This is a genomic window from Cupriavidus sp. R6-3 (assembly GCF_059772245.1).
Map to the genome: position 1 here is coordinate 1 of NZ_JCBAJO010000060.1, position 22,882 is coordinate 22,882.

Below are 22,882 nucleotides of genomic sequence, written 5' to 3' on the forward strand. Positions count from 1 at the left end.
CCACAAATGAAACGCCAGGGCATTGAGCAGCCCCAGGGCGATCAGGGCCAGCTTGGCATACAGCGCGGGATTGGTCGCCAGTTCGTCCGCATGCGCCAGCAACAGCAGGACGCCGCTGATCGCCACCGCGACGAAGGCTGCCATCGTCAGCGGCAGAACCTGGCGCAGCAGCGCCGTCACCGGCAGATTGCGCCAGAGCCCGGCGAGGCGCAGATCGACCACGGCGATGGTGCCGAACAGCAGCGCCATGCCGGCCAGGTGGACGATCTCGACCAGCGGATAGGCCCAGGCGGAAGCGCGCAGCGCGCTCGACAGCGGCAACGCCGCCAGCGTCGCGCCGAGTTCCGTCAGCGATGCCACGGCGGGCGGGGCAGGCCGATCAGCGCAGTTCGACGGTCTGGCCGTCGAGCACGATCCGCTCGGCGCGCATCTCGTCGCCGTGTTCCTTGCTGGGATAGCCGACGATGGTGACCTCGCGGCCGACCGCGACCTTGTCGGCGGTCGCCCCGCGCGCCTGCATCCGCGAGATCGGCGCCAGCACGGCGAGCCAGCGCTTGCCGTTGGCATCGATCCGCACCATCGCGTGCGGGTTCTCGTATTTGACCTCGGTCAGCTTGCCGGTCAGCGTGATCGGCTTGCTGTCGTCATAGCTGGACCAGCCGTGATGGGCGGCGGCCGGGCCGGCCAGCAGGGCGGCGAGCGCCGCGGCGCAGGAAAGCGCGGCCAACGGGGCGGCGCGCATCGATGGGAACCGGTGGAACGGGCGGGACAAAGCGGACAGGCGGGACAAGCGGGACAGGCGGGACATGGCGGATCTCCGTAACGGCAGGCAGCGGGCGGGCAGCGGACGGAACGCATGGAAGCGGACGGCGGGCGCCGTCCGCTGCTGAGTATAGCTCCCGCTAGCCGGTCGTATCGGGCTCCGGCCCTTCCTCGGAGGGCAGCGGGGTGGCCAGCACCTTGTCGATGCGCTTGCCGTCCATATCGACGATCTCGAACTTCCAGTCCAGCCAGCTGACCGAGTCGGCGATCTGCGGGAGCCGTCCCAGCAGCAGCAACAGCATGCCGGACAGCGTGTGATAGCGCTCCTTGTCCTCCTCCGGCACGCTGCGCAGGCCGATGCGGTCCTTGAGCTCGGGGATCGGGATCAGGCCGTCGAGCAGCCAGGAGCCGTCCTCGCGCTGCACCGCCCATTCGTCGCCGGCGATGTCCGGCTTGAACTCGCCGGTGATCGCCTCGATCAGGTCCTGCAGCGTGACGATGCCCAGCACCTCGCCGTACTCGTCGATGACGAACGCCATCTGCCCGCCGGACGAGCGGAAATGTTCGAGCAGTTCCATGCCGGTGACGCTCTCGGGCACATAGACCGGGGCCTGCATCACCGCCGCCAGGTCGGTGGCCTCGCCGCGCAGCTTGCGCGCCAGCAGCTGGCGCGCGCTGACCACGCCGATCACGTCATGCATGCCGCCGCGCACCACCGGAAAGCGCGAATGGTCCGACTCCTCGATGCGGCGCAGGTTTTCCTCCAGCGGCAGTTCGACGTCGAGGCTGATCACGTCGCCGCGCGGCACCATCAGCGAAGTCAGCTGGCGGTCGTCGAGCCGGAACACGTTGCGCACCATGGTGTGCTCGTGGCGCTCGATCACGCCGGCCTCCGAGCCCTCGACCAGCAGCGCGTGGATTTCTTCCTCGGTGACCGCGGGGCCGGCGCCGCTCTTGACGCCGATCAGCCGCAGCACCAGCCGCGTCGAGCTCGACAGCAGCTTGACGAAGGGCGTCGAGGCGATCGCCAGCCAGGACAGCGGCCGCGCGACGGCGCGCGCCAGCGTTTCGGGCGCCAGCTGGCCCAGCCGCTTGGGCACCAGCTCGCCGAGCACGATGGAAAAGTAGGTCAGGCCCGCGACCACGATCGCGGTCGCCACGTAGCCCGCGGTGGGCTGCGCCATACCGAGTCCCTGCAACCAGATGCCGAGCGGCTGTGCCAGCGCGGACTCGCCCACCACGCCGTTGAGCACGCCGATCGACGTGATGCCGATCTGCACGGTGGACAGGAAGCGGGTCGGATCCTCGCCCAGCTTGACCGCCTCGATCGCGCCGCGGTCGCCCTCGTCGATCAGCTTCTGCAGGCGGGCCTTGCGGGCCGAAACCAGCGCGATCTCGGACATGGCGAACACGCCGTTGAGCAGGATCAGCGCCAGCAGGATGGCTATTTCCATCGGGTTGCGCGCCCTACGCGCGCGGGTGTTGTCGAGCCGTCAAGCATAACATCGGCATGTGGCCGGTCCGGCTTCGGTCCGGCTTCGGTCCGGCTTCGGTCCGGCTTCGGTCCGGCTTCGGTCCGGCTTCGGTCCGGCGTTCATTACCTGGCAGGTTATCGCCAGCGCGCGCACCGCATGCTGTAATGCGGCCATGGACACGCTGACCCCCGCCTCCGAAACCGCCCTCGACTTTCCCGCCCTGCTGCGCTACTGGCGCGGGCGCCGCGGCTACAGCCAGCTGGCGCTGTCGCTTGCCGCGGGCGTGTCGCAGCGGCATATCAGCTTTCTCGAATCGGGCCGCGCCCGGCCCAGCCGCGAGATGATCCTCGCGCTGTCGGACCGGCTCGGCGTGCCGCTGCGCCAGCGCAACCGGCTGCTGCTGGCGGCGGGCTTCGCCCCCGCGTACAGCGAGCATGCGCTGGCCGAACCGCCGCTGCAGATGGTGCGCCAGGCCATCGCGCTGATCCTGGCCAAGCAGGAGCCGTACCCCGCCGTGGTGCTGGACCGCTTCTGGAATATCAGCGACGCCAACCGTGCCTATCGCCGCATGGTCGACGCGCTGCTCGACGGACGTCCCGCGGCGGTGCTGCCCGAGGGCCTGGGCAACGATGCCGGCGGCGGCCCGCGCATCAACCTGATGCTGACCGTGTTCGATCCGCAGGGCCTGTGGCCGCTGATCGAGAACGCCCATCAGGTCGGCCGCTATCTGCTGCGCCGGGTCTGGCAGGAGCTGCAGGCGCAGGCGCACGACCGCGTCGCGCGCGAGATCTTCGCCCGCATCGCGCAATGGCATCCGGAGATGATCGGGCCGGGCGGCGTGCCGCATGCCGACGAGGAAGCCAGCGAGGGCCCGCTGCCGCCGGTGCTGCCGGTGGTGCTGCGCGCCGAGGGCTTCCAGGCCTCGCTGTTCTCGACGCTGACCACGCTGGGCAATCCGCACGACGTCACGCTGCAGGAACTGCGGATCGAATGCTTCTTCCCGGCCGACGAACCGTCGCGCCTCGCGCTCGAGGCGCTGGGGCGCGACGCCGAGCCAGCCGCCGTTCAGAACCGGTAGCGCAGATAGGCGGTATGGAAGTCCGAGCCGGGATTGGGCTTCTTGATGCCGGCATTCGAGATGTGCTGGTAGCGGTAGCCGATCGCGAAGCGCTGGTCCTTGCCGAACGCGATGCCGACGCCCGCCATGTCCGAGAACTGGAACGCGGTCGACATGGTGTGGTTGTCCGACGTTCGCGTTCCGCTCATCAACCGCACGCCGATCGATGCCTCGAGGAAGGGCACCCACCGATGGCGCTGCCACGCCAGCCTGAACACCGGCTGCGCGCCGATCTCCCACAGGTTGCGCGGATTGGCGTCGCTGGTGCTGTCCCAGCGCGCGACATTGAGCTCCCACGACAGCCCGAGCCGCAGGCCCATCGGGTCGCCCCAGCCGAAGCCGGAGTCCCAGCCGAAGGCGATATCGACCTTGCGCACGTCGGTGCGGCTGTCGGTGCCGTAGCCGATCTGCACGGTGGGGTCGGCCCATGCCGCGCTGCCGGCAATCAGCAGGGGCAGGGCGGCGAGCCAGCGCAGCGCGCGCGTGGCATGACGGGAAGGGGAAGGGCGGCGGGACAGGCGGGCAAGCGGATTGTCGTCGAATGGCATCGTGATCGCGGCAAGAAAAACGGGAACGGGAAACGCGGGGAGAGCGCGGAAAGCCTGCGCGGCGCCGGGATTTCGATGCCCGCATGGCGGGCGCGGCGTCGGCGCAAGTCGTTTAGTTGTAGTACAGATCGGGCGCTTACGCCGCATCGCGTGCTAACATCGCAACGCCGGCGCGGGCCTCCGCCCCCGGGAATCGGGCCACGATTCCTCGAAGGGCAAGCGCGTTTCGCCGGTTTCGTTACGTCTTCAGGGCGGGGTGAAAGTCCCCACCGGCGGTATGCCGAACGCGTTCTCCGACGCGCCGGCGAGCCCGCGAGCGCCCGCGTCGATCCATGTTTTCCTTTGTCTGGTACATGAATTCGCGCGGGGTCAGCAGACCTGGTGAGAGGCCAGGGCCGACGGTCATAGTCCGGATGAAAGAAGATGGGCGAGCAAGCATCGCTGCCGCTTCACTGCCGCTTCACTGCCGCTTCCCTGCGGTCAGGCTGGAACGGCGCGGGCCTGCGCGGTCGTGTGCCTCGTGCATGCGGCTCCGCGGTTCGTTGCCTTGCCATGCGCGAGTGGGCGGCGTCGTGAACGATCACGCAGGTCGGCTTCGGGCCGGCTCTCGTGCGCGCTCCCGCTTGTGACGCCAATCCCCTGAAACGCCCGTTGATCTTTACGCAAGGAGCGTTTCAATGCTGTCCGCTATCTCTTCCCACGATATCGCTTCCCCCGACCACGCCGCCTCCGCGCAGGCCGCCGTCGACCCTGCCGCCGCCATCGTGCCGGCGCTTCCCCACGATCTGCCGACCCGCATCGAGCATGCCCTGCAGGCCATGCGCGAGGGCCGTCCCGTGGTGCTGATGGACGACCACGACCGCGAGAACGAGGCCGACCTGATCGTCGCCGCCGAGCGGCTGACGCCGGCCAATATGGCGATGCTGATCCGCGAATGCAGCGGCATCGTCTGCCTGTGCCTGACGCGCGAGAAAGTCGCGCGGCTGGGCCTGCGGCCGATGGTCGAGAACAATCGCAGCCAGTACGGCACCGCGTTCACGGTGTCGATCGAGGCGAGCACCGGTGTCACCACCGGCGTCAGCGCGGCCGACCGGATCACCACGATCCGCGCCGCGATCGCCGACGACGCGGGGCTCGACGCGGTGGTCAGTCCCGGCCATGTGTTTCCGCTGGTGGCCGCCGACGGCGGCGTGCTGACCCGGCGCGGCCATACCGAGGGATCGGTCGATCTCGCGCGGCTGGCGGGCTTGTCTCCGGCCGCGGTGCTGTGCGAGCTGATGAATCCGGATGGCACGATGGCCCGCTACGAGCAGGCGCTGGTCTTCGCCGCGCAGCACGATCTGCCGGTGCTGACCATCGCCGAACTGGTGGCCTGGCGAGAGCAGGGGCACTGAGGCCTTGGGGCGGACCGTTCCGGCCGCGGCGGCGCGTCGCTGTGCGACAATGCCGCCTGTCGCGCGGCCCATGCATCATCGTGGGCCGCGCCCGCCGCCGGTCCCCGGGCCGTCCCCGTTTCATCAACGCGCCCCGCATCATGTCGTCTCGTGCCGCCACGCCCGCACCGCGTCGCCGCGCTCTCAGCGCCGGCGTCGCGTCGTTTCGTTACCGTTCCGCCGAATCCACCGCATCCAGATCGATCGCGCCGCTGCTGTTGGCAGTCACGCTGACGCTGGCGCCCGCGCTCAGTCCCGATGCCCACGCCGACACCGCTCGCGGCAAGGTGCTGCCCGCGGCGGCCGCCGGGCTCTATCAATGCCAGGGGCCGAACGGCGGCACCGTCTTTCGTTCGACGCCGCGCGAAGGCTGCGTGACGCTGGCCGCGCCGGACCCGTCCGCTCCGGACCCGCAGCGCTGGCTGCCGTTGATGGGCGCCAATGGCGTGATCTCTTATCTGGACCAGCGTTCGGTGCGCCGCAAGGGCGCGCGCATCGGCGTCGTCGTGATGCGCAACGCGCCGGTCGGTGGCGCCATCCACACGACCAGCGGCGAGCCGATTCAGTCGTCGCTGCGGCGCATGGTGCTGGACTGCGCCACGTCGATGTACGCGGTGGTCGAGCAGACGCTGTTCCCGCGCCGTTTCGCGCGCGGCGAACCGCTTTATACGATCCGTTCGCCGCAGCGGGCCACGCCGCAGGTGGCCTCATCGGGCTCGCTGGCCAGCGAGATGATGGCGCGCCTGTGCCGCTGAGCTCTGCGCCGAACGGCTTTTTCTTGTTTCCTATTCTTCGTCGACAGCCCGCGCCCGCCAGCGGCCGTCCGGCTGCCTGCAGAACCAGCCGGTCCAGCTTTCCTCGTTGCTGGACCGCTGCAGCTCGCTGCGAATCTGGCGGCAGGGCTGGCCGTGGTCGGTCTTGCTCTGCAGCGGCGTGATCCTGGCGTAGGTGGCCGGGCGCCGCGGCGTGGCCTGGGTTCGCCACGAGACCGGGGTGCCGTCCTCGGTCGTGTTCAATGCGCGATTGACCGCGGAGGCGAAGGCGCGCGCCTCGCTCTGCGTCATCGTGCCGACGATCGTGCTCGCCAGATAGTGGTCGACATAAGCCCATGTCGGCGCCGCCGCGCACAGGGCCAGCGCAAACACCAGTGCACGCGCCAGTGCAAACGCCAGTGCAAACGCCAGTGCAGGCGCAAGGCGCCGCGGCAGCGGCAGGCGGGCGCGCGCCGAATGCGGCATCGGCAGGCGGGCAGGCGCTGCGTGCGGCATCGCTTCCCCCTTGTCAGCGTGGTCGGCGTGGTGGCCCGGTTTCACGCGGGCGCGCCATCGAACGGATCGGTCGATTGTAGTGCGCGTCGACACGGGGCGCGGCCGCCGCGCGCCGGCCTGCGTGTTCCGTCCCACCAAGGCAGGGTTTTGTCGGACAGCCTCCGATTGACGCCGCAATGACACGGGCCTAGTTTCAATCGTCGCGCCCGCTGCGGCACGTTCGTGTTCCCGCGCTTGCCGCCCGCACGGTACGGCCGCATCCGCAACCGACCGCGTGCCGTCCGGCGCGCATCCGATCCCGACACCGATTCGCTGCTCCTGCGCGCAGGACGACAGGAGCGGACAGGCCGTGCGCGCCGGTCGTGGCCATGGGCCTTGTTGCGGTGCAACTTCGGCGCCATTTGATGGATGAGGAGGATACCCGACGTTGATCAATCAAGAGGCGGATAAGCAACAAACGTTTCAAATTGTTGCAACCGTTGCGTGACCGAAACGTGACTTTTGGTAGGCAAATTTGTTAAGGTTTTGTCCCGCATTGCAGCAAATCCAACACCTTCCAAGCGTCACCAAAGTCACAGCCCCCGGCAACGTCCGTCATGGGGCGGCTCAGGCACCGGTTCTCCGGCCTGGCCATCGACGAGTTTCCGCGCCACTGTCCGCGGCTTCCCGAATAACCAATTGCATTACCGACTACCGCCTTTGATGACGGCATTCATGATCGACTCCGCCATTTCCTCGCCGCTCTCCGCCCGTTCCCGCCGGCCCATGCCGTCGGCGCGCTTCGACGGCGTGCGACTGGGACGCTGGCTGTGTGCCGGTGCGCTGGCCTGCTTCGCAATGGCGGCGCATGCGTTCAGCTTCGATACCGTGGCGGCGCGCGCGCGCCAGCTCGCCAATTCCCCGTACAAGGCCCCCAAGGCCCATCTGCCGACCGAGCTGCGCGAACTGTCGTACCCGCGCTATCGCGAGATCCAGTACAAGCCCGAACGCTTCGTCTGGCGCAATACCAAGCTGCCGTTCGAGCTGTCGTTCTTCCACGAGGGCATGGTGTTCGACCAGCCCGTCAAGATCAACGAGGTCACCGGCAACCGCGTGCGCGAGATGCGCTTCAATCCGGCCGACTTCAACTACGGCTCGCACAAGTTCGACCCCGAGATGCTCAAGGGCCTGGGCTTTGCGGGCTTTCGCGTGCTGCATCCGGTCAACGGCAAGCACAAGGACGAGGTGGTGTCCTTCGTCGGCGCCAGCTATTTCCGCGGCGTCGGCAAGGATCAGTGGTACGGGCTGTCGGCGCGTGGTCTTGCAGTCGACACCGCGCTCGCTTCGGGCGAGGAATTCCCGCGCTTCGTCGAGTACTGGATCGAGCGTCCCGCACCGGGCGACAAGCAGCTGGTCATCTATGCGCTGATGGATTCGCGCCGCATGAGCGGCGCCTATCGCTTCGTGATCAAGCCGGGCACCGACACCGAGACCGAGGTCAAGGCACGCCTGTATCTGCGCGAGAACGTGACCAAGCTGGGCCTGGCGCCGCTGACCAGCATGTACCTGTTCGGCGAGAACCAGCCGCCCGCGGCGCCGGAGTTCCGTCCCGAGGTGCACGACTCCGACGGCCTGTCGATCCAGCTGGGTACCGGCGAATGGATCTGGCGTCCGCTCGTCAATCCGCGCCGCCTGCTGGTGACCTCGTTCTCGGCGACCAATCCGCAGGGCTTCGGCCTGATGCAGCGCGACCGCTCGTTCGCCAGCTACCAGGAAATCGGCGAATGGTATGAACGCCGGCCGAGCGGCTGGGTCGAACCCCGCGGTAACTGGGGTTCGGGGCGCGTCGAACTGGTGATGATCCCGACGCCGGACGAGACCAACGACAACATCGTGGCCTATTGGGTCCCGGACAACCCGCCCAAGCCGAAGCAGCCGTTCGATCTCGAATACCGGCTGCTGTGGCAGAAGGACCGCGAGCGCATGCCGCCGCTGTCGTGGGTCACGCAGACCCGCCGCGGGCAGGGGCTGTCCCGCAACAAGGAGGACACCAGCTTCTCGCTGCTGGTGGACTTCGAGGGGCCCGCATTCAAGAAGCTGGATCCCGCCGCGCATATCGATGCGGTGGTATCGGCCGATGGCAACGCCGAACTGCTGCGCACCACGACGCAGCGCAACGAGGCCACCGGTGGCTGGCGCATGACGATGTTCCTGCGCCGCAAGGATGAGAACAAGCCGGTCGAGTTGCGCGGCTATCTTCGCAACGGCAACACAACCCTGTCAGAGACATGGAGCTACATCTTACCCCCAGGCTAAAGCAGCGCTCGGCCGCGGCGGCGTGCGAGCGCTATGTCGACCGCCTGCCGGTATCGCCGGAACAGCGCCGCGACCTGCTCGCCGATACCGCGCTGCATGAAGGCATCGTCATCAAGGGCGATGCCACCGGCGACGATCCCGGCGTGCGCTCGCTGCAAAAGGCGCTGTCCAATGGCGAAGGCGCGGCTTCTCCCGCCGGCGCGGCCTACGGCTCGATCGAGCGGCGCCTGCAACTGGCCTATGGCGAGCCCAAGGTCGGCGGCGAACCGCTGATCGAGCGGCGCGCGGACGGCACGGTCCATGTGGCCACCGGCCCCGAACCCAAACGTGCGTCGATGGTGCCGCGGCCGTGGCCGCCGCACCTGGTCGCGGCCTTCGTGCGCAACGGCGTGCGCAAGCTGTTCGGCAAGCCGCCCGTTCCCGAGACCTGGGACACGCTGCACGACGGCCCCGACGCCGAGGGCAAGTGGCATCCGGCCGGTGCGCACCGCCGCTGGGTGCTGCTGTTGCTGGTGATCGTGCAGACCATGATGGCGACGTACTTCATGTCGACGGTGCTGCCGTACAAGGGCAACGACACCCTCGAGATGATCACGCTGGGCCTGTTCACGGTGCTGTTCTCGTGGGTCTCGGCCGGCTTCTGGACCGCGATGATGGGCTTCCTGGTGCTGGCCAAGGGGGGCGATCGCCATCTGATCTCGCGCTCCGCGAGCGGCAACGCGCCGATCGCCCAGGAGGCGCGCACCGCGGTCATCATGCCGATCTGCAACGAGGACGTGACCCGGGTCTTCGCCGGCCTGCGCGCGACCTACGAATCGCTGGAACGCACCGGCGAACTCGCCCACTTCGATTTCTTCGTGCTGTCCGACAGCGGCAATCCCGACCTGCGCACCGCGGAAACCGATGCGTGGATGGAGACCTGCCGCGCGGTCAACGGCTTCGGCCGCATCTTCTATCGCTGGCGCCGTCATCGCGTCAAGCGCAAGACCGGCAACGTGGCCGACTTCTGCCGCCGCTGGGGCAGCAAGTATCGTTACATGGTGGTGCTCGACGCCGACAGCGTGATGAGCGGCGATTGCCTGGCCACGCTGGTGCGGCTGATGGAGGCCAACCCGGGCGCCGGCATCATCCAGACCGCGCCGCTGGCGACCGGCCGCGAGACGATGTACGCGCGCGTGCAGCAGTTCGCCACGCGCGTCTACGGACCGCTGTTCACGGCCGGCCTGCATTACTGGCAACTGGGCGAATCGCACTACTGGGGCCACAACGCGATCATCCGCATCAAGCCCTTCATGGAGCATTGCGCGCTGGCGCCGCTGCCCGGCAAGGGGCCGCTGGCCGGCGAGATCCTGTCGCACGATTTCGTCGAGGCCGCGCTGATGCGCCGCGCCGGCTGGGGGGTGTGGATCGCCTACGATCTGCCGGGCTCGTTCGAGGAGCTGCCGCCCAATCTGCTCGACGAGGTCAAGCGCGACCGCCGCTGGTGCCAGGGCAACCTGATGAACTTCCGGCTGTGGATGAAGCAGGGCTTCCACGCCGTGCACCGCGCGGTGTTCCTGACGGGCGTGATGGCCTACCTGTCGGCGCCGCTGTGGTTCCTGTTCCTGCTGCTGTCGACCGCGATGCTGGCCAAGCATGCGCTGGTGCCGCCCGAGTACTTCTCGCAGCCGTACCAGTTCTATCCGAACTGGCCCGAGTGGCATCCGGAGAAGGCGCTCGCGCTGTTCTCGGCCACCGCCACGCTGCTGTTCCTGCCGAAGCTGTTCGGCGTGGTGCTGCTGATGAAGCAGGCGCGCCGCTACGGCGGGGCGCTGCGGCTGATGCTGTCGATGCTGATCGAGGTCGTGATCTCGGCCCTGCTGGCGCCGGTGCGGATGCTGTTCCATACGCAGTTCGTGCTGGCCGCCTATATCGGCTGGGGCATCTCGTGGAAGTCGCCGCCGCGCGAGGACGCCGAGACGAGCTGGGGCGAGGCGGTGCGCCGCCACGGCTGGCACACCGTGCTGGGTCTGGGCTGGGGCGCGCTGGTGTACTGGCTCGATCCGGGCTTCGTCTGGTGGCTGCTGCCGATCGTCGGCGCGCTGGCGCTGTCGATCCCGCTGTCGGTCTGGCTCTCGCGCGTCAGCCTGGGCCGCGCCACGCGCCGTGCCGGACTGTTCGTGATTCCGGAAGAAATCGAGCCGCCGCGCGAGATCGTCGACACGCAGCGCCATGTGGCGGAGGCAGGCGATACGCCGGGCTTCGTCGACGCGGTGGTCGATCCGGTCACCAATGCGCTGATGTGCGCAACGGCGACCACGCGCGTGGTGCAGCCGGCCAGCACGCAGCGCCAGCACGCGGTGCTGGTGCAGCAGGCGCTGACCAATGGGCCCGGCAATCTGAGCGCGAAGCAGAAGCTGCTGCTGCTGAACGATCCGCTGGCGCTGTCGCGGCTGCACGAGGCGGTGTGGTCGTCGCCGCTGGCCGACGACGGCTGGAAGGCCACGCGCGCGCTGCTGCGCCGCGCGGCCAATGTCGTGCCCCTGCGCCCGCGGGGGAGTGCGGCGGCTTGATCGGACACCACTCCCTCTCCCTCTCCCTCTCCCGGTGAGGGAGAGGGAGAACCCAAACGCCGGCTGCCACCGCCAACGCCGATTCAATGCCTCGCTCCCCGCTCCCGCATGCGGGAGAGGGTTGGGGGAGAGGGGTTGGGACAGAGGGCAGGAGCGGTGGCTATGCCATCGCCGATGGAAGCGAGACGGGACGCTCAGCGCAGCGCCGCCGTGCAGATCGGGCCGTTGATATAGACGTCGCCGACGCGGCGCTCGCCGCGGGCCTTGCGTGTCATGTAGCGGAACATCATGCTGACGCCCAGCTTGGTCAGGATCTCGACGTCGCGATTCGCGCAGATATTGCGCTGTAGCGGCGCGGCGTAGCTGACCTCGAAGCTGGCCAGGTCCAGCATCGGCCCGCTGTAGTTGGTCAATTCCAGCTGGAACAGGATGTGTTTGCCAGGCACCGCCTGGCAGCGGCGCAGACGCGTTTCCTTGTCGATCTCGATCGGCAGCGCGTCGTTGAGCTGGCGGCAGGCGCGCGCCAGCACGGTATCGGGCCGGCGCGAGCTGCGCAGGAATTCGGGGACGCCGGCCGCGCCGGTGTTCTGGCCGGTGGCCGCGCCGCGCAGCATGCGGGTCAGCGAATCGGCTTCATCGACCACCACGGCCGCGCTCGCGGCAGGATGTGCCGCGACGGTGCGCGCCGTGACCGGCGCCGCGCAGGCGGACGAGGCCCACAGCAACCAGGTTGCGGTAGCGATCCCGATGGAGGCCGACGTTCCTCGGGCGATCGATGCAGTCGTGTGGTTCGATATGGTTCGCATGCAGGGAAAGAACGCCTGGAACGGCACGGGGCTGGGGCTGCGCTGAAGTCCCGCGATCGAGACCGGCGATGAAGACGGACCGGCAGTGTGTCGACCGGGTGCATTGTACCCGCCGGCCCCGTGAGGCGGAACCCGCAGGCACGCAATACATCACGGTGTGCAACAATTGCGCCTTTCGCTTGACGGCGTTCCGTCGTCCGCCAATGACCCAATCCTCCCGCACGGCCACGACGCCGCGTTTTCCGCTTTGGCTGCTGATCTGCGCGTCGCTGACCGCCTTGGCGCCGCTGTCGATCGACATGTACCTGCCGGCGTTCCCGACGCTGGCCGCCGACCTCGGCGTCGACATCGGCAGCGTGCAGCTGACGCTCGGTACCTTCCTGGTCGGCCTGGCGATCGGGCAGTCCTTCTATGGTCCGGTCAGCGACCGCTTCGGCCGCAAGGCGCCGCTGTATGTCGGGCTCAGCCTCTACGTGCTGGCGTCGGTGGCCTGCGCGCTGTCCGGCGACGCACCCGCACTGATGGCCTGGCGCTTCGTGCAGGCGGCCGGCGGCTGCGCCGGCATGGTGATGGCGCGCGCGATGGTGCGCGACCGGCTCGAGGCGCACGAGTCCGCGCGCGCGTTCTCGTCGCTGATGCTGGTGATGGGCCTGGCGCCGATCCTCGCGCCGATCGTCGGGGGCGCGATCCTGACCGCGCTGGGCTGGCGCGCGATCTTCTGGGTGATGGCCGCGGTCGGCACGCTGGTCCTGCTGCTGGTGCATTTCCGCCTGGAGGAGTCGCTAGACCCGCGCCGCGCGACGCCGCTGCGCCTGGGCAATGTGTTTAGCAACTACGGCGCGCTGCTGCGCGATCGCGAATTTCTCGGCTACTCGCTGTGCGCCGGCTTCGCACAGTCGGGCATGTTTGCGTACATTGCCGGCTCGCCCTTCGTGCTGATCGAACTGCATGGCATCGATCCCTCGCACTATGGTTTCGTCTTCGGCGCCAATGCGTTCGGCCTGATCGCGATGTCGCAGATCAATGCGGCGCTGGTGCGCGGCCGCTCGCTCGACCGCGTGCTGCAGTTGGCGCTGCTGGCGCCGTGCGGCGCGGGACTGCTGCTCGCGCTGGCCAACCTCGCCAACGTGGCGGCGCTGCCGGTGCTGCTGGTCGGCTTCTTCATCTTCGTGGCGGGCCTGGGTTGCATCACGCCCAACGCGTCGGCGCTGGCGCTCGCGCATCAGGGCCATCGCGCCGGCACCGCATCGGCGCTGATGGGCACACTGCAATTCGGCATGGGCACGCTGGCCGGTACCGCGGTCAGCCTGTGGCACGACGGCACCGCCTTGCCGCTGGGCGTGGTGATGGCCATCGCCGGCATCGGCGCGGTGCTGATGCGCATGTTCGGCCGTCGTTCCGCCGTGGTGGCTGCCGCGGAATAGGCTGCCGGCCGGGGAGGCGTGGCGACGCGGGGCGCCGCGGCCCTTGCCGCAGGTTCGGGATAACCCGCTGTCGGACCCGCGTCAAAGCCCCGAATTGAGGGGGTAAATCTCCCCGAAAGCCGCTTGACGGAAGGATTTCCGGCATTTTCGTTGCGTCGGTGCGACTGGGGATTGCCCAACGCGCAAGCGGCGGATTAGACTGCGCCGGTCGGTGAAACGGCTCAGGCTGGTCACCGGTGACGACGACCAACAAGGGATACAGCCATGAATAAAGGTGAACTGGTGTCTGCCATCGCCGCAGACGCGGAACTGAGCAACGCTGCAGCAGAGCGCGCCCTGAACGCCGCGCTGGAAAACATCAAGAAGGCGGTTGCCAAGGGAGATTCGGTCACGCTGGTGGGCTTCGGCAGCTTCGGCGCCGGCAAGCGCGCCGCCCGTACCGGCCGCAACCCGCGCACCGGCGAAACGATCAAGATTCCGGCCGCCAAGACGGTCAAGTTCTCTGCCGGCCAGGGTTTCAAGGACGCTGTGAACAAGAAGAAGTAAGAGCGGGCATCCTCGGATGCCAACCGGAGAGAGCGGCCCACGTGGGCCGCTTTTTCATTTGGCGCCGCCGTCGCCGCGCCGCGCTACACTCGCATCCTGCAAGCGCGTTCCGCCACCGCCGCAGTTCGCCACCCCAATCTCAACCCACCCGCGCCGATTCCTCCGCGCCGCTCCCGATGAACGACCTCTCGCATCAACTGTCGATGACCGTGCTGATGACGCCGGACATGGCCAATTTCTCCGGCAATGTCCACGGCGGCACCATCCTCAAATATCTGGACATGGTCGCCTATGCCTGTGCCAGCCGCTACGCGGGCCGCTATGTCGTCACGCTGTCGGTCGACCAGGTGGTGTTCCGCCAGCCGATCCACGTCGGCGAACTGGTGACCTTCCTCGCCGCGGTCAACTACACCGGGCGCAGCTCGATGGAGATCGGCATCAAGGTCATCACCGAGAACATCCGCAGCAAGCTGGTGCGCCATACCAACAGCTGCTATTTCACGATGGTCGCGGTCGACGACGACGGCAAGCCGGCCGAGGTGCCGCCGCTGGTGCCGCGCGACGAGGTCGAGCGCCAGCGCTTCGCCGCCGCGCAACTGCGCCGCCAGCTGCGCCAGGAGATGGAGCACCGGCACGACCAGATCCAGGGCGCGGTGAGCTGACCATGGCGCGCGCATCCCGTCGTCCGATGGCCGCAGGTTCGGCCGCATCGCTGGCTGCCGTGCGGGCTGGTGCGTTGGTTCGTCCGCTGGTTCGTCCGTTGGTTGGTGCGTTCGTTGGGGCGCTGGCGTTCGCCACGATCGCGCCCGCGCATGCCGAAGAAATCGGCAGCGTCAACACGCATTTCCGCGTGACCGGCTCGGACCGCGTCGTGATCGAGGCCTACGACGATCCCGAAGTCGACGGCATCACCTGCTACGTCTCGCGCGCCCGCACCGGCGGCATCAAGGGATCGCTCGGCATGGCCGAGGACCCGGCCGAAGCCTCGATCGCCTGCAGGCAGGTCGGCAAGATCGCCTTCAAGGGCCCGCTGCGCCAGCAGGACAATGTGTTCTCCGAACGCATGTCGATCCTGTTCAAGACCCTGCACGTGGTGCGCGTGGTCGATCGCAAGCGCAACACGCTGGTCTACCTGACCTATTCGGACCGCATCGTCTCCGGCAGCCCGAAGAACAGCGTGACGGCGGTACCGGTGGAGGCCGGCACGCCGATCCCGCTGCGCTGAGCGCTGCTCTCTTTCGTGGGGGGGCGCTACTGCCCCAGCGCCGCCCGCTCCGCCGCGCAGTCGCGCGTCGGCTTCAGCCCCTTGGCGCGCGCGGCCGCCACCTCGGTGCGTGCGGCCGCAAGGTCGGCGCGGAAGGTCGGGTCGGCATGCAGCCGCGCCACCGTGGCCGCGCCCATGATGCGGCCCTGGTTGGCATCGCTCTGCCAGTGTACGTTGCAGGCGAGGCGGCTCTGGCCGTAGGCGAGCCCGCGCGCCAGGATCGCGTCGGCGCGCTCGGGGTCGACCTCGGTCAGGATCAGCGCCCAGGCCCAGCCCGCCGCGTTGTGGCCGGACGGGTAGGAGCCGTCCTTGGCCAGCTTGGCGACATCGTCGGGGGTGCAGGTCGGCAGGTGGTTGACGAGGAAGGGACGCTGGCGCCGGTAGTGCTCCTTGGCGCGATAGGTCGACAGGCCGGCGTCCACCAGGCTGCGCCGCAGCAGCAGGTAGAGCTGCGGGGTATCGCGTTCGTTGATCGGCACGCCCAGCGCGCACGAGAAGGTCTCGGCCGCCTGCGGGAATTTCAGGTTGGCGTCTTCGACGGCCAGTTGCCAGCGGGGCGTACCTGCCTTGGCCAGGTTCGCGCGCGCGGCTTCCTCGTCGGCGGCGAGCGCCTGCGAGCCGGGCGCAGGCGGTGGCGGCACGAGGCGCAGGCTGTCGGGACGCTGGTCCGCGGGCAGGTAACCGGCGAGAACGCCCGGGCGCAGTTCCGGCACGTCGCCGGCCCGGCTGATGGGGCCCTGGCTGGCGCAACCGTAGGCGCATGCCAGAAAGGCGGCGACGGCAAAGACGGACAAGGTGCCGCGCCAGGCGGCGCGGAAGGGCGAGGCGGCAATGGCCAAGATGGGGCCCCCGGTTGTCGTGAAAGAGCGTGTGGCGCGTGGCTACGCGCTCGCGCCATTGTCGAACAGCTTGCGCAGTTCCGACTTCAGGATCTTGCCGTTTGCGTTGCGCGGCAGCGTCTCGTCGCGCACGATCACGCGGACCGGCACCTTGAACGCCGCCAGCCGCTGCGCGACGAAGGCCTGCAGCTCGGCCTCGGTAACGCTGGCGCCGGGCTTGACGCCTACCACCGCGCCCGGTTCCTCGCCCAGCGTGCGGTGCGGGATGCCGATCAGGGCGGCGTCCATCACCGCGGGATGCTCGTACAGCGCGCTCTCGACCTCGATGCAATAGATGTTCTCGCCGCCGCGGATCAGCATGTCCTTGGCGCGATCGACGATATAGAGGAAGCCTTCCTCGTCCAGCCGCGCGATATCGCCGGTGCGCAGCCAGCCGTCGACGAAAGTGCTGGCGGTGGCCTCGGGCTTGTTCCAGTAGCCGCGCACGACATTGGCGCCGCGCACCATCAGCTCGCCGACCTCGCCGGGCGGCAGGGCGCGTCCGCGGCCGTCGACCACCTTCATCTCGCCGATCGGCAGCGCGGGGCCGCTGCTGTCGGGTCGATGCAGGTATTCCTCGGCGTTGTGGCTGGTGAAGGTGGCCGAGGTCTCGGTCATGCCCCAGCCGATGCCGGGCATCGACTTGGGGAACACCTCGACGATGCGGCGGACCAGCTCGGGCGAGGCCGGCGCGCCGCCGTAGTTGACGCTCTCCAGCGACGACAGGTCGAAGCGCTCGCGCTCGGGATGCTCGACCAGTTGCCAGGCGATGGTCGGCACGCCGCCGGCCACCGTGCAGCGCTCGCGCTCGATCAGCGCCAGCGCGCGCAGCGCGTCCCAGCGGCGCATCAGCACGATCTTGCTGCCGGCGTGCAAGGCGCCGTTCAGCACCGACATGCAGCCGGTCACGTGGAAAAAGGGCACCGACAGCAGCGTGGCCTTCTGCGGTGCCTGCGGGTCGGGTTCGGGAATCGGCTGGCCACGGCGCAGGAAGTTGCGCGCCGGGCCGAAGCCGCCGCAGAAGGCCACCGTGGTCGCATTGCGGTGCGTGCCGATGGCGCCCTTGGGCTTGCCGGTAGTGCCGGAGGTATAGAACAGCGTGGCGTCGTCCTCGGGATCGATCGCCACGTCGGGCAGCGGCAGATCCGGCAACGCATCCCAGGCCATCACGTCGCCGGTGGTCCGCTCCAGCGGCACCACGCGCGGATCAACATCTCCGGCCATCGCGGCATTGCCGGCATCGGCGCCGAAGCGGCAGACATGGACGCGCAGCAGGGCGGGGCACTCGGCCAGATGCGGACGCAGCCGCTCGAGCCGTTCGTCGTCGACGATGGCGACCTTGCAGCCCGAATCGGCCAGGCCGTATTGCAGCTCGGGGCCGGTCCACCATGCGTTGAGCGGCGTCGCGATGGCGCCGGTCAGCAGCGCGCCGTAGAAGGCCGCGGGCCATTCGGGCAGGTTGCGCATCGCCACCGCGACACGGTCGCCGGGGCGCACGCCGTCCGCGATCAACGCGTGCGCGATCGCCAGCGCGGCGCGCGCGAAGCCCGCATAGGAAACGCGCTGGTCCTCGTAGACGACGAAGGTACGCTCGCCGCGCGCGCGGGCCTGCAGGAACAGGTCGCGCAGCGTCGGCGGCGCGTGCTTCCAGACCGTGGTTGGAATGCCGCGGATCTCGCGCACCTCGGTTTCGAACGGTGCGCCGGGCGCGGTCAGGCGGGCATGGGCTTCGGCCAGCGAGATCGCCGGCCAGGCCGGCGAATCTCCCTGCGCACTGCCCTGTGAACTGCGGGTCGGCGGTGCCATCGGGCGGCGAGCGTGAGCGCCGCTCAGATCGTCACGCCGCCGTCGACCACCAGCGCCTGGCCGGTCATGAAGGTGCTGGCGCTCGAGGCCAGGTAGACCGCCGCGCCGGCGATCTCGACCGGCTCGCCGATGCGGCGCAGCGGCGCGTTCTCGGTCGATTGCTTGTAGCGCACCGGGTCCTCCCACAGCGCGCGGGCGAAGTCGGTCTTGATCAGGCCCGGGGCGATGCAGTTGACGCGCACATTGTGCGGGCCGAATTCGACGGCCAGGTTGCGCGCCAGCTGGAAGTCCGCCGCCTTCGAGATGTTGTAGACGCCGATGGTCGGCGAGCCGCGCAGGCCGCCGATCGACGACACGATGATGATCGAGCCGTCCTTGCGGTCGATCATCTGCGGCGCGACCATCTGGATCAGCCAGTGGTTGGAGATCACGTTGTTGTCGAGCACCTTGCGGAACTGCTCGTCGGTGACCCCGCCCATCGGACCGTAGTAGGGGTTGGACGCGGCATTGCAGACCAGCACGTCGATCTTGCCGAACACGCGGTTGGTCTCGTCGACCAGATGCTGCAGATCGCTCTTGGAAGAGATATTGGCCGGCACGGCAATCGCGGTGCCGTCGCCGTGCCTGGCGTTGATGGCGTCGACCACTTCCTGGCAGGCCTCGGCCTTGCGCGACGAAATGACCACCTTGGCGCCCTGGACCGCCATCTGCTCGGCGATCGCGCGGCCGATGCCGCGCGAAGAGCCGGTGACGATGGCGACCTTGCCGCTCAGATCGAACAATGACATGGGGTGTCTCCTCTACCGATCCCGTTTTCCGGTGGACTCTGATGTTGGTGTGGCGCCGCGGCACGCGTTGCACGGGCGGCGGCGACCGGCACATTATGGTCGGTGGGTCTGGCCGCGTCCACAGGCCCGCGCGCGTTCCTCGGCCCTTATCAGCATTCTTTCTGCGGGGGATTCACGGCGTGCATGATGCGCAGGGTGGGCCGGTGTGCGGGGCGCCCGCCCGCATGCCTCAGGCCCGCCGCGCCAGCCATTCCCGCAGGCCGGCCGCCGTCTCGTCGTCCAGCCGTACGCCGATCCGTTCGCGCAGCGTGGCGACGATCTCCGCCGGCGTGTCGAGCAGCAGGTGGCGGCTGGCGCCATCGGCATCGCGCTCGGTCAGCTCGCCGTTGGTCATCGTCAGGCGGACGTTGCCGTCGGTGCGCGCCGCCATCAGCCGGTGCAGGAACACGCTGTCCGGATGGGTGCAGACATACCAGTTGCGCGCCGCGTAATCGATCCACGCCTGCGGCGACAGGTCGAAGCGATAGAGCTTGGCCCAGCCGTCGGCGGTGGCCAGTTCGAGATCGAGCAGGTGGAACGCGCCGCCGGATGCCGCACCGGGCGGTGCGCTGACCAGCCGGTACGGCAGCCCCTCGGGCGCCGGTTCGGACAGCGGCAGCGCGCAGGGCGGATTGGGACCGCCGAAGCCGGCGTCGGCGATGTAGTCGCGGTGGGCGATGCGCACGCGCAGCAGCAGATGCGACTGCGGCGTCGGCACGCCTTCGTCGACGCCGTAGCGTACGCGCGCGGCCAGCGGCACCACCTCGAAGCCGAGCGCCGTCAGCGCGGCGGCCAGCAGCGTGTTGTGCTCGAAGCAGTAGCCGCCGCGCTCGCGCGTCACCAGCTTGTCGAACACCGCGTCGAGCGCGATGTCGATCGGGCGGCCGAGCAGCACGTCGATGTTCTCGAACGGAATGCGTCGCAGATGCGCGGCAACGATCGCGTCGAGCGCCTCGCGGCTGGGCGATGGGCGCTCGCGCAGGCCGATGCGGTTCAGATAGGCGTCGAGCCGGTCGGCATCCAGGCTCGGCTGGGCCGATGGGTTCACCGGTGTGGTCACGTCAAGGTCTCCAGGGTCGACAGATCGAGCAGTTCGATATCGGCGTAGCGCAGCCGCAGCAGGCCGCGTGCCTCCAGTTCGCGCAGCGCGTGGTTCACGGTCTGCCGGGACAGGCCGAGCATCTGCGCCAGTTGTTCCTGCGGCAGATGGATCGAGCGATGGGGCTGCCGTGCGGGGTCTTCGGCCGCCGCGGGCGTGTCGCCATAGGAGCGGGCGATGGCCGCGAGCCGCCGGGCGGTACGCGCCAGCGGGGGCAGCAATTGCGCCTCCTCGACATAGCGGAACGCCTCGCGTGTCTTGCCGGCCAGCAGCTTGCCGAACTCCCGCCACCAGGCCGGCTGCGCGGCCAGCATCGCGTCGAGCCGGGCGCGCGGGACGTGCCACACCGCCGCACGCGTCGCCGCGCGGGCGTCATGCGTGCGCAGCAATCCGTCGAACAGGCAGATCTCGCCGAACCATGCGCCCCCTTCCAGCATGCCCAGCAGCGCGGCCTTGCCGCCGGCATCGTGCGCATGCACCAGGACCGCGCCGGCGATCACCGCGTACAGACCATCGAAGGGATCGCCGCGCTGGAACAGGACCTCGCCAGGTTCCAGCCGGCGCATCGTGCCGCTCTCGAGCAGGGCCGCGCGCATGTCCTCGGGCAGGCCGCGAAACCAGCTACCCGTGCGCAGCGGGGCCAGCGGATCGGCGGGGTTGTCGGTGCCGCGGATGGGGCAGGCAAGGGGCGGAATGCCCATGGTGGTCTCCATCGTCATCGCGACGCAGGGCAGGGTCGAGGTGAGTCCGTGCGAGCGTCGGTGCGTGCGCCGGTGCGAGTTCGGCAAGGGCCGGGGACGAGGTCAAGGACCAGCCCAGGGACGAGCCCAGGGACAAGCCCGGACTGTCAAAATTCGGACAGACCGCGTCCGGCGCGCCCATTACTATAAATCGATCATGCCGGGCTGGAGCGCGCCAGCCATGCGTCGGAGGTGCGCCAGGCATGCAGCCGAAGTTCGCCCGTGGTGCGGCCGTATTGCGCCCGTATTGCGCCCGTATTGCGCGGGATCGGTCCGACGGCATGCCGTTCGTAGTCCCCGCTGACAGGAGGAGACGCCATGAAAACGCTGGTCGACCATCTATCCCAATACGCCGCCTATCACCGCGACAGCCGCAACGTCGCGACCCACTTCGTCGGCATCCCGATGATCGTGCTGGCGGTCACGGCGCTGCTGGCGCGTCCGCAGATCCCGCTCGGCGACGGCGCCGCGGTGCTGACGCCGGCCATCGTGGTCTACGTGCTGTCCTGTCTGTTCTATCTGCGGCTGTCGGCGGGGTTCGGCATCGCGATGACGCTGATCCTTGCCCTGTTCGTCTATGTCGGCCATCTGATCGGAGGACTGTCGACCGCGGCCTGGCTGGCGATCGGTATCGGGCTGTTCGTGCTCGGATGGGTGATCCAGTTCGTCGGCCACTATTACGAAGGGCGCAAGCCGGCTTTCGTCGACGATCTTGTCGGGCTGCTGATCGGCCCGTTGTTCCTGGTCGCCGAGACGGCTTTTGCGCTCGGCCTGGCGCGCGAAACGCGCGAACGGATGGAGGCGCACGCGCACTGAATCGCTATCGCACGCGCAAGGAGCGGGTCATCGCTCGACACTGCGAAGCACGGCGATGCGCGCCGACAGGAGGGCCGGGGCGTTGCCGCGCACGTGCGTCGATGCATCGGCGCGACAGAAAGCAGGACTTTTCACCGGGTTTTTACGGGGTTTCAGGGGGGTAACGGGCCAAACCCCCTTGGAAATGCGTCACTTTCCGCTATGATTCGGTGGCCGCCGCAGCCGTACGCTGTTTTCGCGGGGTTTGCGGCGCCAACCGTTCAACTCTATCTGACCAATATGGCGACCAAAGCGAAATCGACCGCGAAAGCTGCAACCAAGACCGCCGCGACCAAGAAGGCACCGGCAACCAAGGCGCCCGTGAAGGCTGCCGCGAAGAAGGCCGCTGCGCCCGCAACCGCAACCCCGCGTCCGCTGAAGGACACCTTCAACAAATCCAGCCTGGTCGCTCACCTGGTCGCGCAGACGCAAGTCGAGCCGAAGGCCGTGAAGACGGTGCTCGCCCATCTGGAAAACACCATCGTCAGCGCGCTGCACAAGAAGGGCGCCGGCGAATTCACGCTGCCCGGCCTGCTGAAGATCACCGCGCAACAGGTGCCGGCGAAGAAGAAGCGCTTCGGCAAGGATCCGTTCACTGGCGAAGAGCGCTGGTTCCCGGCCAAGCCGGCCAGCGTCAAGGTCAAGGTCCGTCCGCTGAAGAAGCTGAAGGACGCTGCCGCGTAATACGTCATCCGACGTGACCGCGACAGGCGGATGCCGGTCGCGGCAAGCAGTGAAAAAAGGGAGCCGCATGCGGCTCCCTTTTCCATTGGCGATCCGTGGGCGAGGAATGCACCGAGGCGAATCGGCGGACAACGAATCGGGCCGCGACGAACAATTTGCGCTGCAGCGGCTCGGGCCGAAACCAATCGACCTACGGCGCGATGCAGCTACGGCGCGACGCCTTCAATATTGCAATTAACCGCCAGGCATTCGCCCACGCCGACCAGTCATGGCCAGCAGGGCGAGGGGCGCCCCGTGCTAGGCGCTATGGTCCGCCGGCGTGTCCTGCGTATGCGCGCCGTCGCTGAAGCGATCGCGATGGTCCGCGCTGTGGCCGCCCTGCGTGAAGCTGTCGCGCGGGCCGAGGCGGCTGGCGCCTTCGGTGAACACATCGAACTTCTGCGTCGCGCTGCGCGCGCCGTCGGTGTACGGATCGGCGGTGCGCGTTGCGGCCTTGGCCGACA

25 protein-coding genes and 1 riboswitch are annotated in these 22,882 nt (G+C 68.6%); of the genes, 12 read left to right on the plus strand and 13 right to left on the minus strand.

From position 1 onward, the window contains the following. The 3 genes from AC6EI8_RS12095 to AC6EI8_RS12105 all read right to left on the minus strand — a co-directional run. Positions 1 to 360: DUF6644 family protein (locus AC6EI8_RS12095; protein ID WP_498382028.1), on the minus strand; the 360-nt coding region annotated here is incomplete at its 3' end. Between the two features lie 19 nt (positions 361 to 379). After that, a complete protein-coding gene (locus tag AC6EI8_RS12100) occupies positions 380 to 808 on the minus strand; it encodes a DUF6152 family protein (RefSeq protein WP_407648586.1) in 429 nt (142 codons plus the stop codon). Between the two features lie 94 nt (positions 809 to 902). Beyond that, entirely contained in the window at positions 903 to 2,216 is a 1,314-nt protein-coding gene (locus AC6EI8_RS12105) for a hemolysin family protein (protein WP_149318145.1), read from the minus strand. Positions 2,217 to 2,409: 193 nt separating this feature from the next. Here AC6EI8_RS12105 and AC6EI8_RS12110 point away from each other — a divergent pair, with 193 nt between their 5' ends. Continuing rightward, the gene (locus AC6EI8_RS12110; protein ID WP_149318146.1) at positions 2,410 to 3,315 is read left to right on the plus strand and encodes a helix-turn-helix domain-containing protein; all 906 of its coding nucleotides are present in this window, start codon (positions 2,410 to 2,412) and stop codon (positions 3,313 to 3,315) included. Here AC6EI8_RS12110 and AC6EI8_RS12115 read toward each other — a convergent pair. Then, positions 3,303 to 3,902 carry an acyloxyacyl hydrolase gene (locus AC6EI8_RS12115; RefSeq protein ID WP_223819630.1) on the minus strand — a complete coding sequence of 200 codons (600 nt, stop codon included), beginning with the start codon at positions 3,900 to 3,902 and terminating at the stop codon, positions 3,303 to 3,305. The two genes, AC6EI8_RS12110 and AC6EI8_RS12115, sit on opposite strands and share 13 nt — an antisense overlap. 238 nt (positions 3,903 to 4,140) lie before the next feature. After that, positions 4,141 to 4,331: riboswitch (FMN riboswitch) on the plus strand. Positions 4,332 to 4,579: 248 nt separating this feature from the next. On the opposite strand from AC6EI8_RS12115, the gene ribB reads away from it, so the two are divergent. Together ribB and AC6EI8_RS12125 are read left to right on the plus strand one after the other, a co-directional pair. Then, positions 4,580 to 5,296: a 3,4-dihydroxy-2-butanone-4-phosphate synthase gene (ribB, locus tag AC6EI8_RS12120; RefSeq protein WP_498382029.1), complete on the plus strand. Its 717-nt coding sequence runs from the start codon at positions 4,580 to 4,582 to the stop codon at positions 5,294 to 5,296. 140 nt (positions 5,297 to 5,436) lie between these two features. Further along, positions 5,437 to 6,090, plus strand: coding sequence for a surface-adhesin E family protein (locus AC6EI8_RS12125; RefSeq protein ID WP_498382030.1), 654 nt, complete (start codon positions 5,437 to 5,439; stop codon positions 6,088 to 6,090). Positions 6,091 to 6,120: 30 nt separating this feature from the next. On the opposite strand, the gene AC6EI8_RS12130 is transcribed toward AC6EI8_RS12125, so the two are convergent. Next, a complete protein-coding gene (locus AC6EI8_RS12130; RefSeq protein ID WP_498382031.1) occupies positions 6,121 to 6,603 on the minus strand; it encodes a hypothetical protein in 483 nt (160 codons plus the stop codon). A gap of 765 nt (positions 6,604 to 7,368) precedes the next feature. Here AC6EI8_RS12130 and AC6EI8_RS12135 point away from each other — a divergent pair. Together AC6EI8_RS12135 and mdoH are read left to right on the plus strand one after the other, a co-directional pair. Beyond that, positions 7,369 to 8,898 (plus strand): glucan biosynthesis protein G, encoded by a 1,530-nt coding sequence (locus AC6EI8_RS12135; protein ID WP_304524166.1) that lies wholly within the window; start codon positions 7,369 to 7,371, stop codon positions 8,896 to 8,898. Further along, positions 8,871 to 11,450 (plus strand): glucans biosynthesis glucosyltransferase MdoH, encoded by a 2,580-nt coding sequence (mdoH, locus tag AC6EI8_RS12140; RefSeq protein WP_498382032.1) that lies wholly within the window; start codon positions 8,871 to 8,873, stop codon positions 11,448 to 11,450. Before AC6EI8_RS12135 ends, mdoH begins: the two co-directional genes overlap by 28 nt. Positions 11,451 to 11,644: 194 nt before the next feature. On the opposite strand, the gene AC6EI8_RS12145 is transcribed toward mdoH, so the two are convergent. After that, positions 11,645 to 12,175, minus strand: coding sequence for a hypothetical protein (locus AC6EI8_RS12145; protein WP_043440846.1), 531 nt, complete (start codon positions 12,173 to 12,175; stop codon positions 11,645 to 11,647). Here AC6EI8_RS12145 and AC6EI8_RS12150 point away from each other — a divergent pair. From AC6EI8_RS12150 to AC6EI8_RS12170, 5 genes are all read left to right on the plus strand, one after another. Further along, positions 12,129 to 12,302: a hypothetical protein gene (locus AC6EI8_RS12150; protein ID WP_498382040.1), complete on the plus strand. Its 174-nt coding sequence runs from the start codon at positions 12,129 to 12,131 to the stop codon at positions 12,300 to 12,302. The genes AC6EI8_RS12145 and AC6EI8_RS12150 overlap by 47 nt on opposite strands. 157 nt (positions 12,303 to 12,459) lie before the next feature. Next, positions 12,460 to 13,680 (plus strand): Bcr/CflA family multidrug efflux MFS transporter, encoded by a 1,221-nt coding sequence (locus AC6EI8_RS12155; RefSeq protein WP_149318151.1) that lies wholly within the window; start codon positions 12,460 to 12,462, stop codon positions 13,678 to 13,680. 264 nt (positions 13,681 to 13,944) lie between these two features. Then, complete coding sequence (locus AC6EI8_RS12160; RefSeq protein WP_006577833.1) at positions 13,945 to 14,226, plus strand: HU family DNA-binding protein; 282 nt, start codon at positions 13,945 to 13,947, stop codon at positions 14,224 to 14,226. Between the two features lie 176 nt (positions 14,227 to 14,402). After that, the gene (locus AC6EI8_RS12165) at positions 14,403 to 14,888 is read left to right on the plus strand and encodes an acyl-CoA thioesterase (RefSeq protein WP_149318152.1); all 486 of its coding nucleotides are present in this window, start codon (positions 14,403 to 14,405) and stop codon (positions 14,886 to 14,888) included. A 2-nt stretch (positions 14,889 to 14,890) separates the two neighbouring features. Further along, positions 14,891 to 15,451, plus strand: coding sequence for a CreA family protein (locus AC6EI8_RS12170; RefSeq protein WP_223819632.1), 561 nt, complete (start codon positions 14,891 to 14,893; stop codon positions 15,449 to 15,451). A gap of 26 nt (positions 15,452 to 15,477) precedes the next feature. Here the strand turns inward: AC6EI8_RS12170 and AC6EI8_RS12175 are convergent, their stop codons facing one another. The 6 genes from AC6EI8_RS12175 to AC6EI8_RS12200 all read right to left on the minus strand — a co-directional run bounded on the left by AC6EI8_RS12175 (position 15,478) and on the right by AC6EI8_RS12200 (position 21,160). After that, positions 15,478 to 16,284 carry an acid phosphatase gene (locus tag AC6EI8_RS12175; RefSeq protein WP_498382033.1) on the minus strand — a complete coding sequence of 269 codons (807 nt, stop codon included), beginning with the start codon at positions 16,282 to 16,284 and terminating at the stop codon, positions 15,478 to 15,480. An 87-nt stretch (positions 16,285 to 16,371) separates the two neighbouring features. After that, entirely contained in the window at positions 16,372 to 18,174 is a 1,803-nt protein-coding gene (locus AC6EI8_RS12180) for a class I adenylate-forming enzyme family protein (protein ID WP_498382034.1), read from the minus strand. 23 nt (positions 18,175 to 18,197) lie between these two features. Beyond that, positions 18,198 to 18,962: an SDR family oxidoreductase gene (locus AC6EI8_RS12185; protein WP_149318154.1), complete on the minus strand. Its 765-nt coding sequence runs from the start codon at positions 18,960 to 18,962 to the stop codon at positions 18,198 to 18,200. Between the two features lie 229 nt (positions 18,963 to 19,191). Further along, positions 19,192 to 20,061 carry an arylamine N-acetyltransferase family protein gene (locus AC6EI8_RS12190; RefSeq protein WP_498382035.1) on the minus strand — a complete coding sequence of 290 codons (870 nt, stop codon included), beginning with the start codon at positions 20,059 to 20,061 and terminating at the stop codon, positions 19,192 to 19,194. Further along, entirely contained in the window at positions 20,058 to 20,801 is a 744-nt protein-coding gene (locus AC6EI8_RS12195; RefSeq protein ID WP_498382036.1) for a Crp/Fnr family transcriptional regulator, read from the minus strand. The genes AC6EI8_RS12190 and AC6EI8_RS12195 overlap by 4 nt, the downstream gene beginning before the upstream one ends. A 194-nt stretch (positions 20,802 to 20,995) precedes the next feature. Next, positions 20,996 to 21,160, minus strand: coding sequence for a hypothetical protein (locus AC6EI8_RS12200; RefSeq protein WP_498382037.1), 165 nt, complete (start codon positions 21,158 to 21,160; stop codon positions 20,996 to 20,998). Between AC6EI8_RS12200 and AC6EI8_RS12205 the strand changes: the two genes are divergently transcribed. After that, entirely contained in the window at positions 21,159 to 21,656 is a 498-nt protein-coding gene (locus AC6EI8_RS12205; protein ID WP_498382038.1) for an Mpo1 family 2-hydroxy fatty acid dioxygenase, read from the plus strand. The genes AC6EI8_RS12200 and AC6EI8_RS12205 overlap by 2 nt on opposite strands. Before the next feature lie 279 nt (positions 21,657 to 21,935). Then, the gene (locus tag AC6EI8_RS12210) at positions 21,936 to 22,379 is read left to right on the plus strand and encodes an HU family DNA-binding protein (RefSeq protein ID WP_149318156.1); all 444 of its coding nucleotides are present in this window, start codon (positions 21,936 to 21,938) and stop codon (positions 22,377 to 22,379) included. A gap of 297 nt (positions 22,380 to 22,676) precedes the next feature. On the opposite strand, the gene AC6EI8_RS12215 is transcribed toward AC6EI8_RS12210, so the two are convergent. Continuing rightward, positions 22,677 to 22,882 (minus strand): hydroxyquinol 1,2-dioxygenase (locus AC6EI8_RS12215; RefSeq protein ID WP_498382039.1); only part of this gene is annotated, 206 nt, incomplete at its 5' end.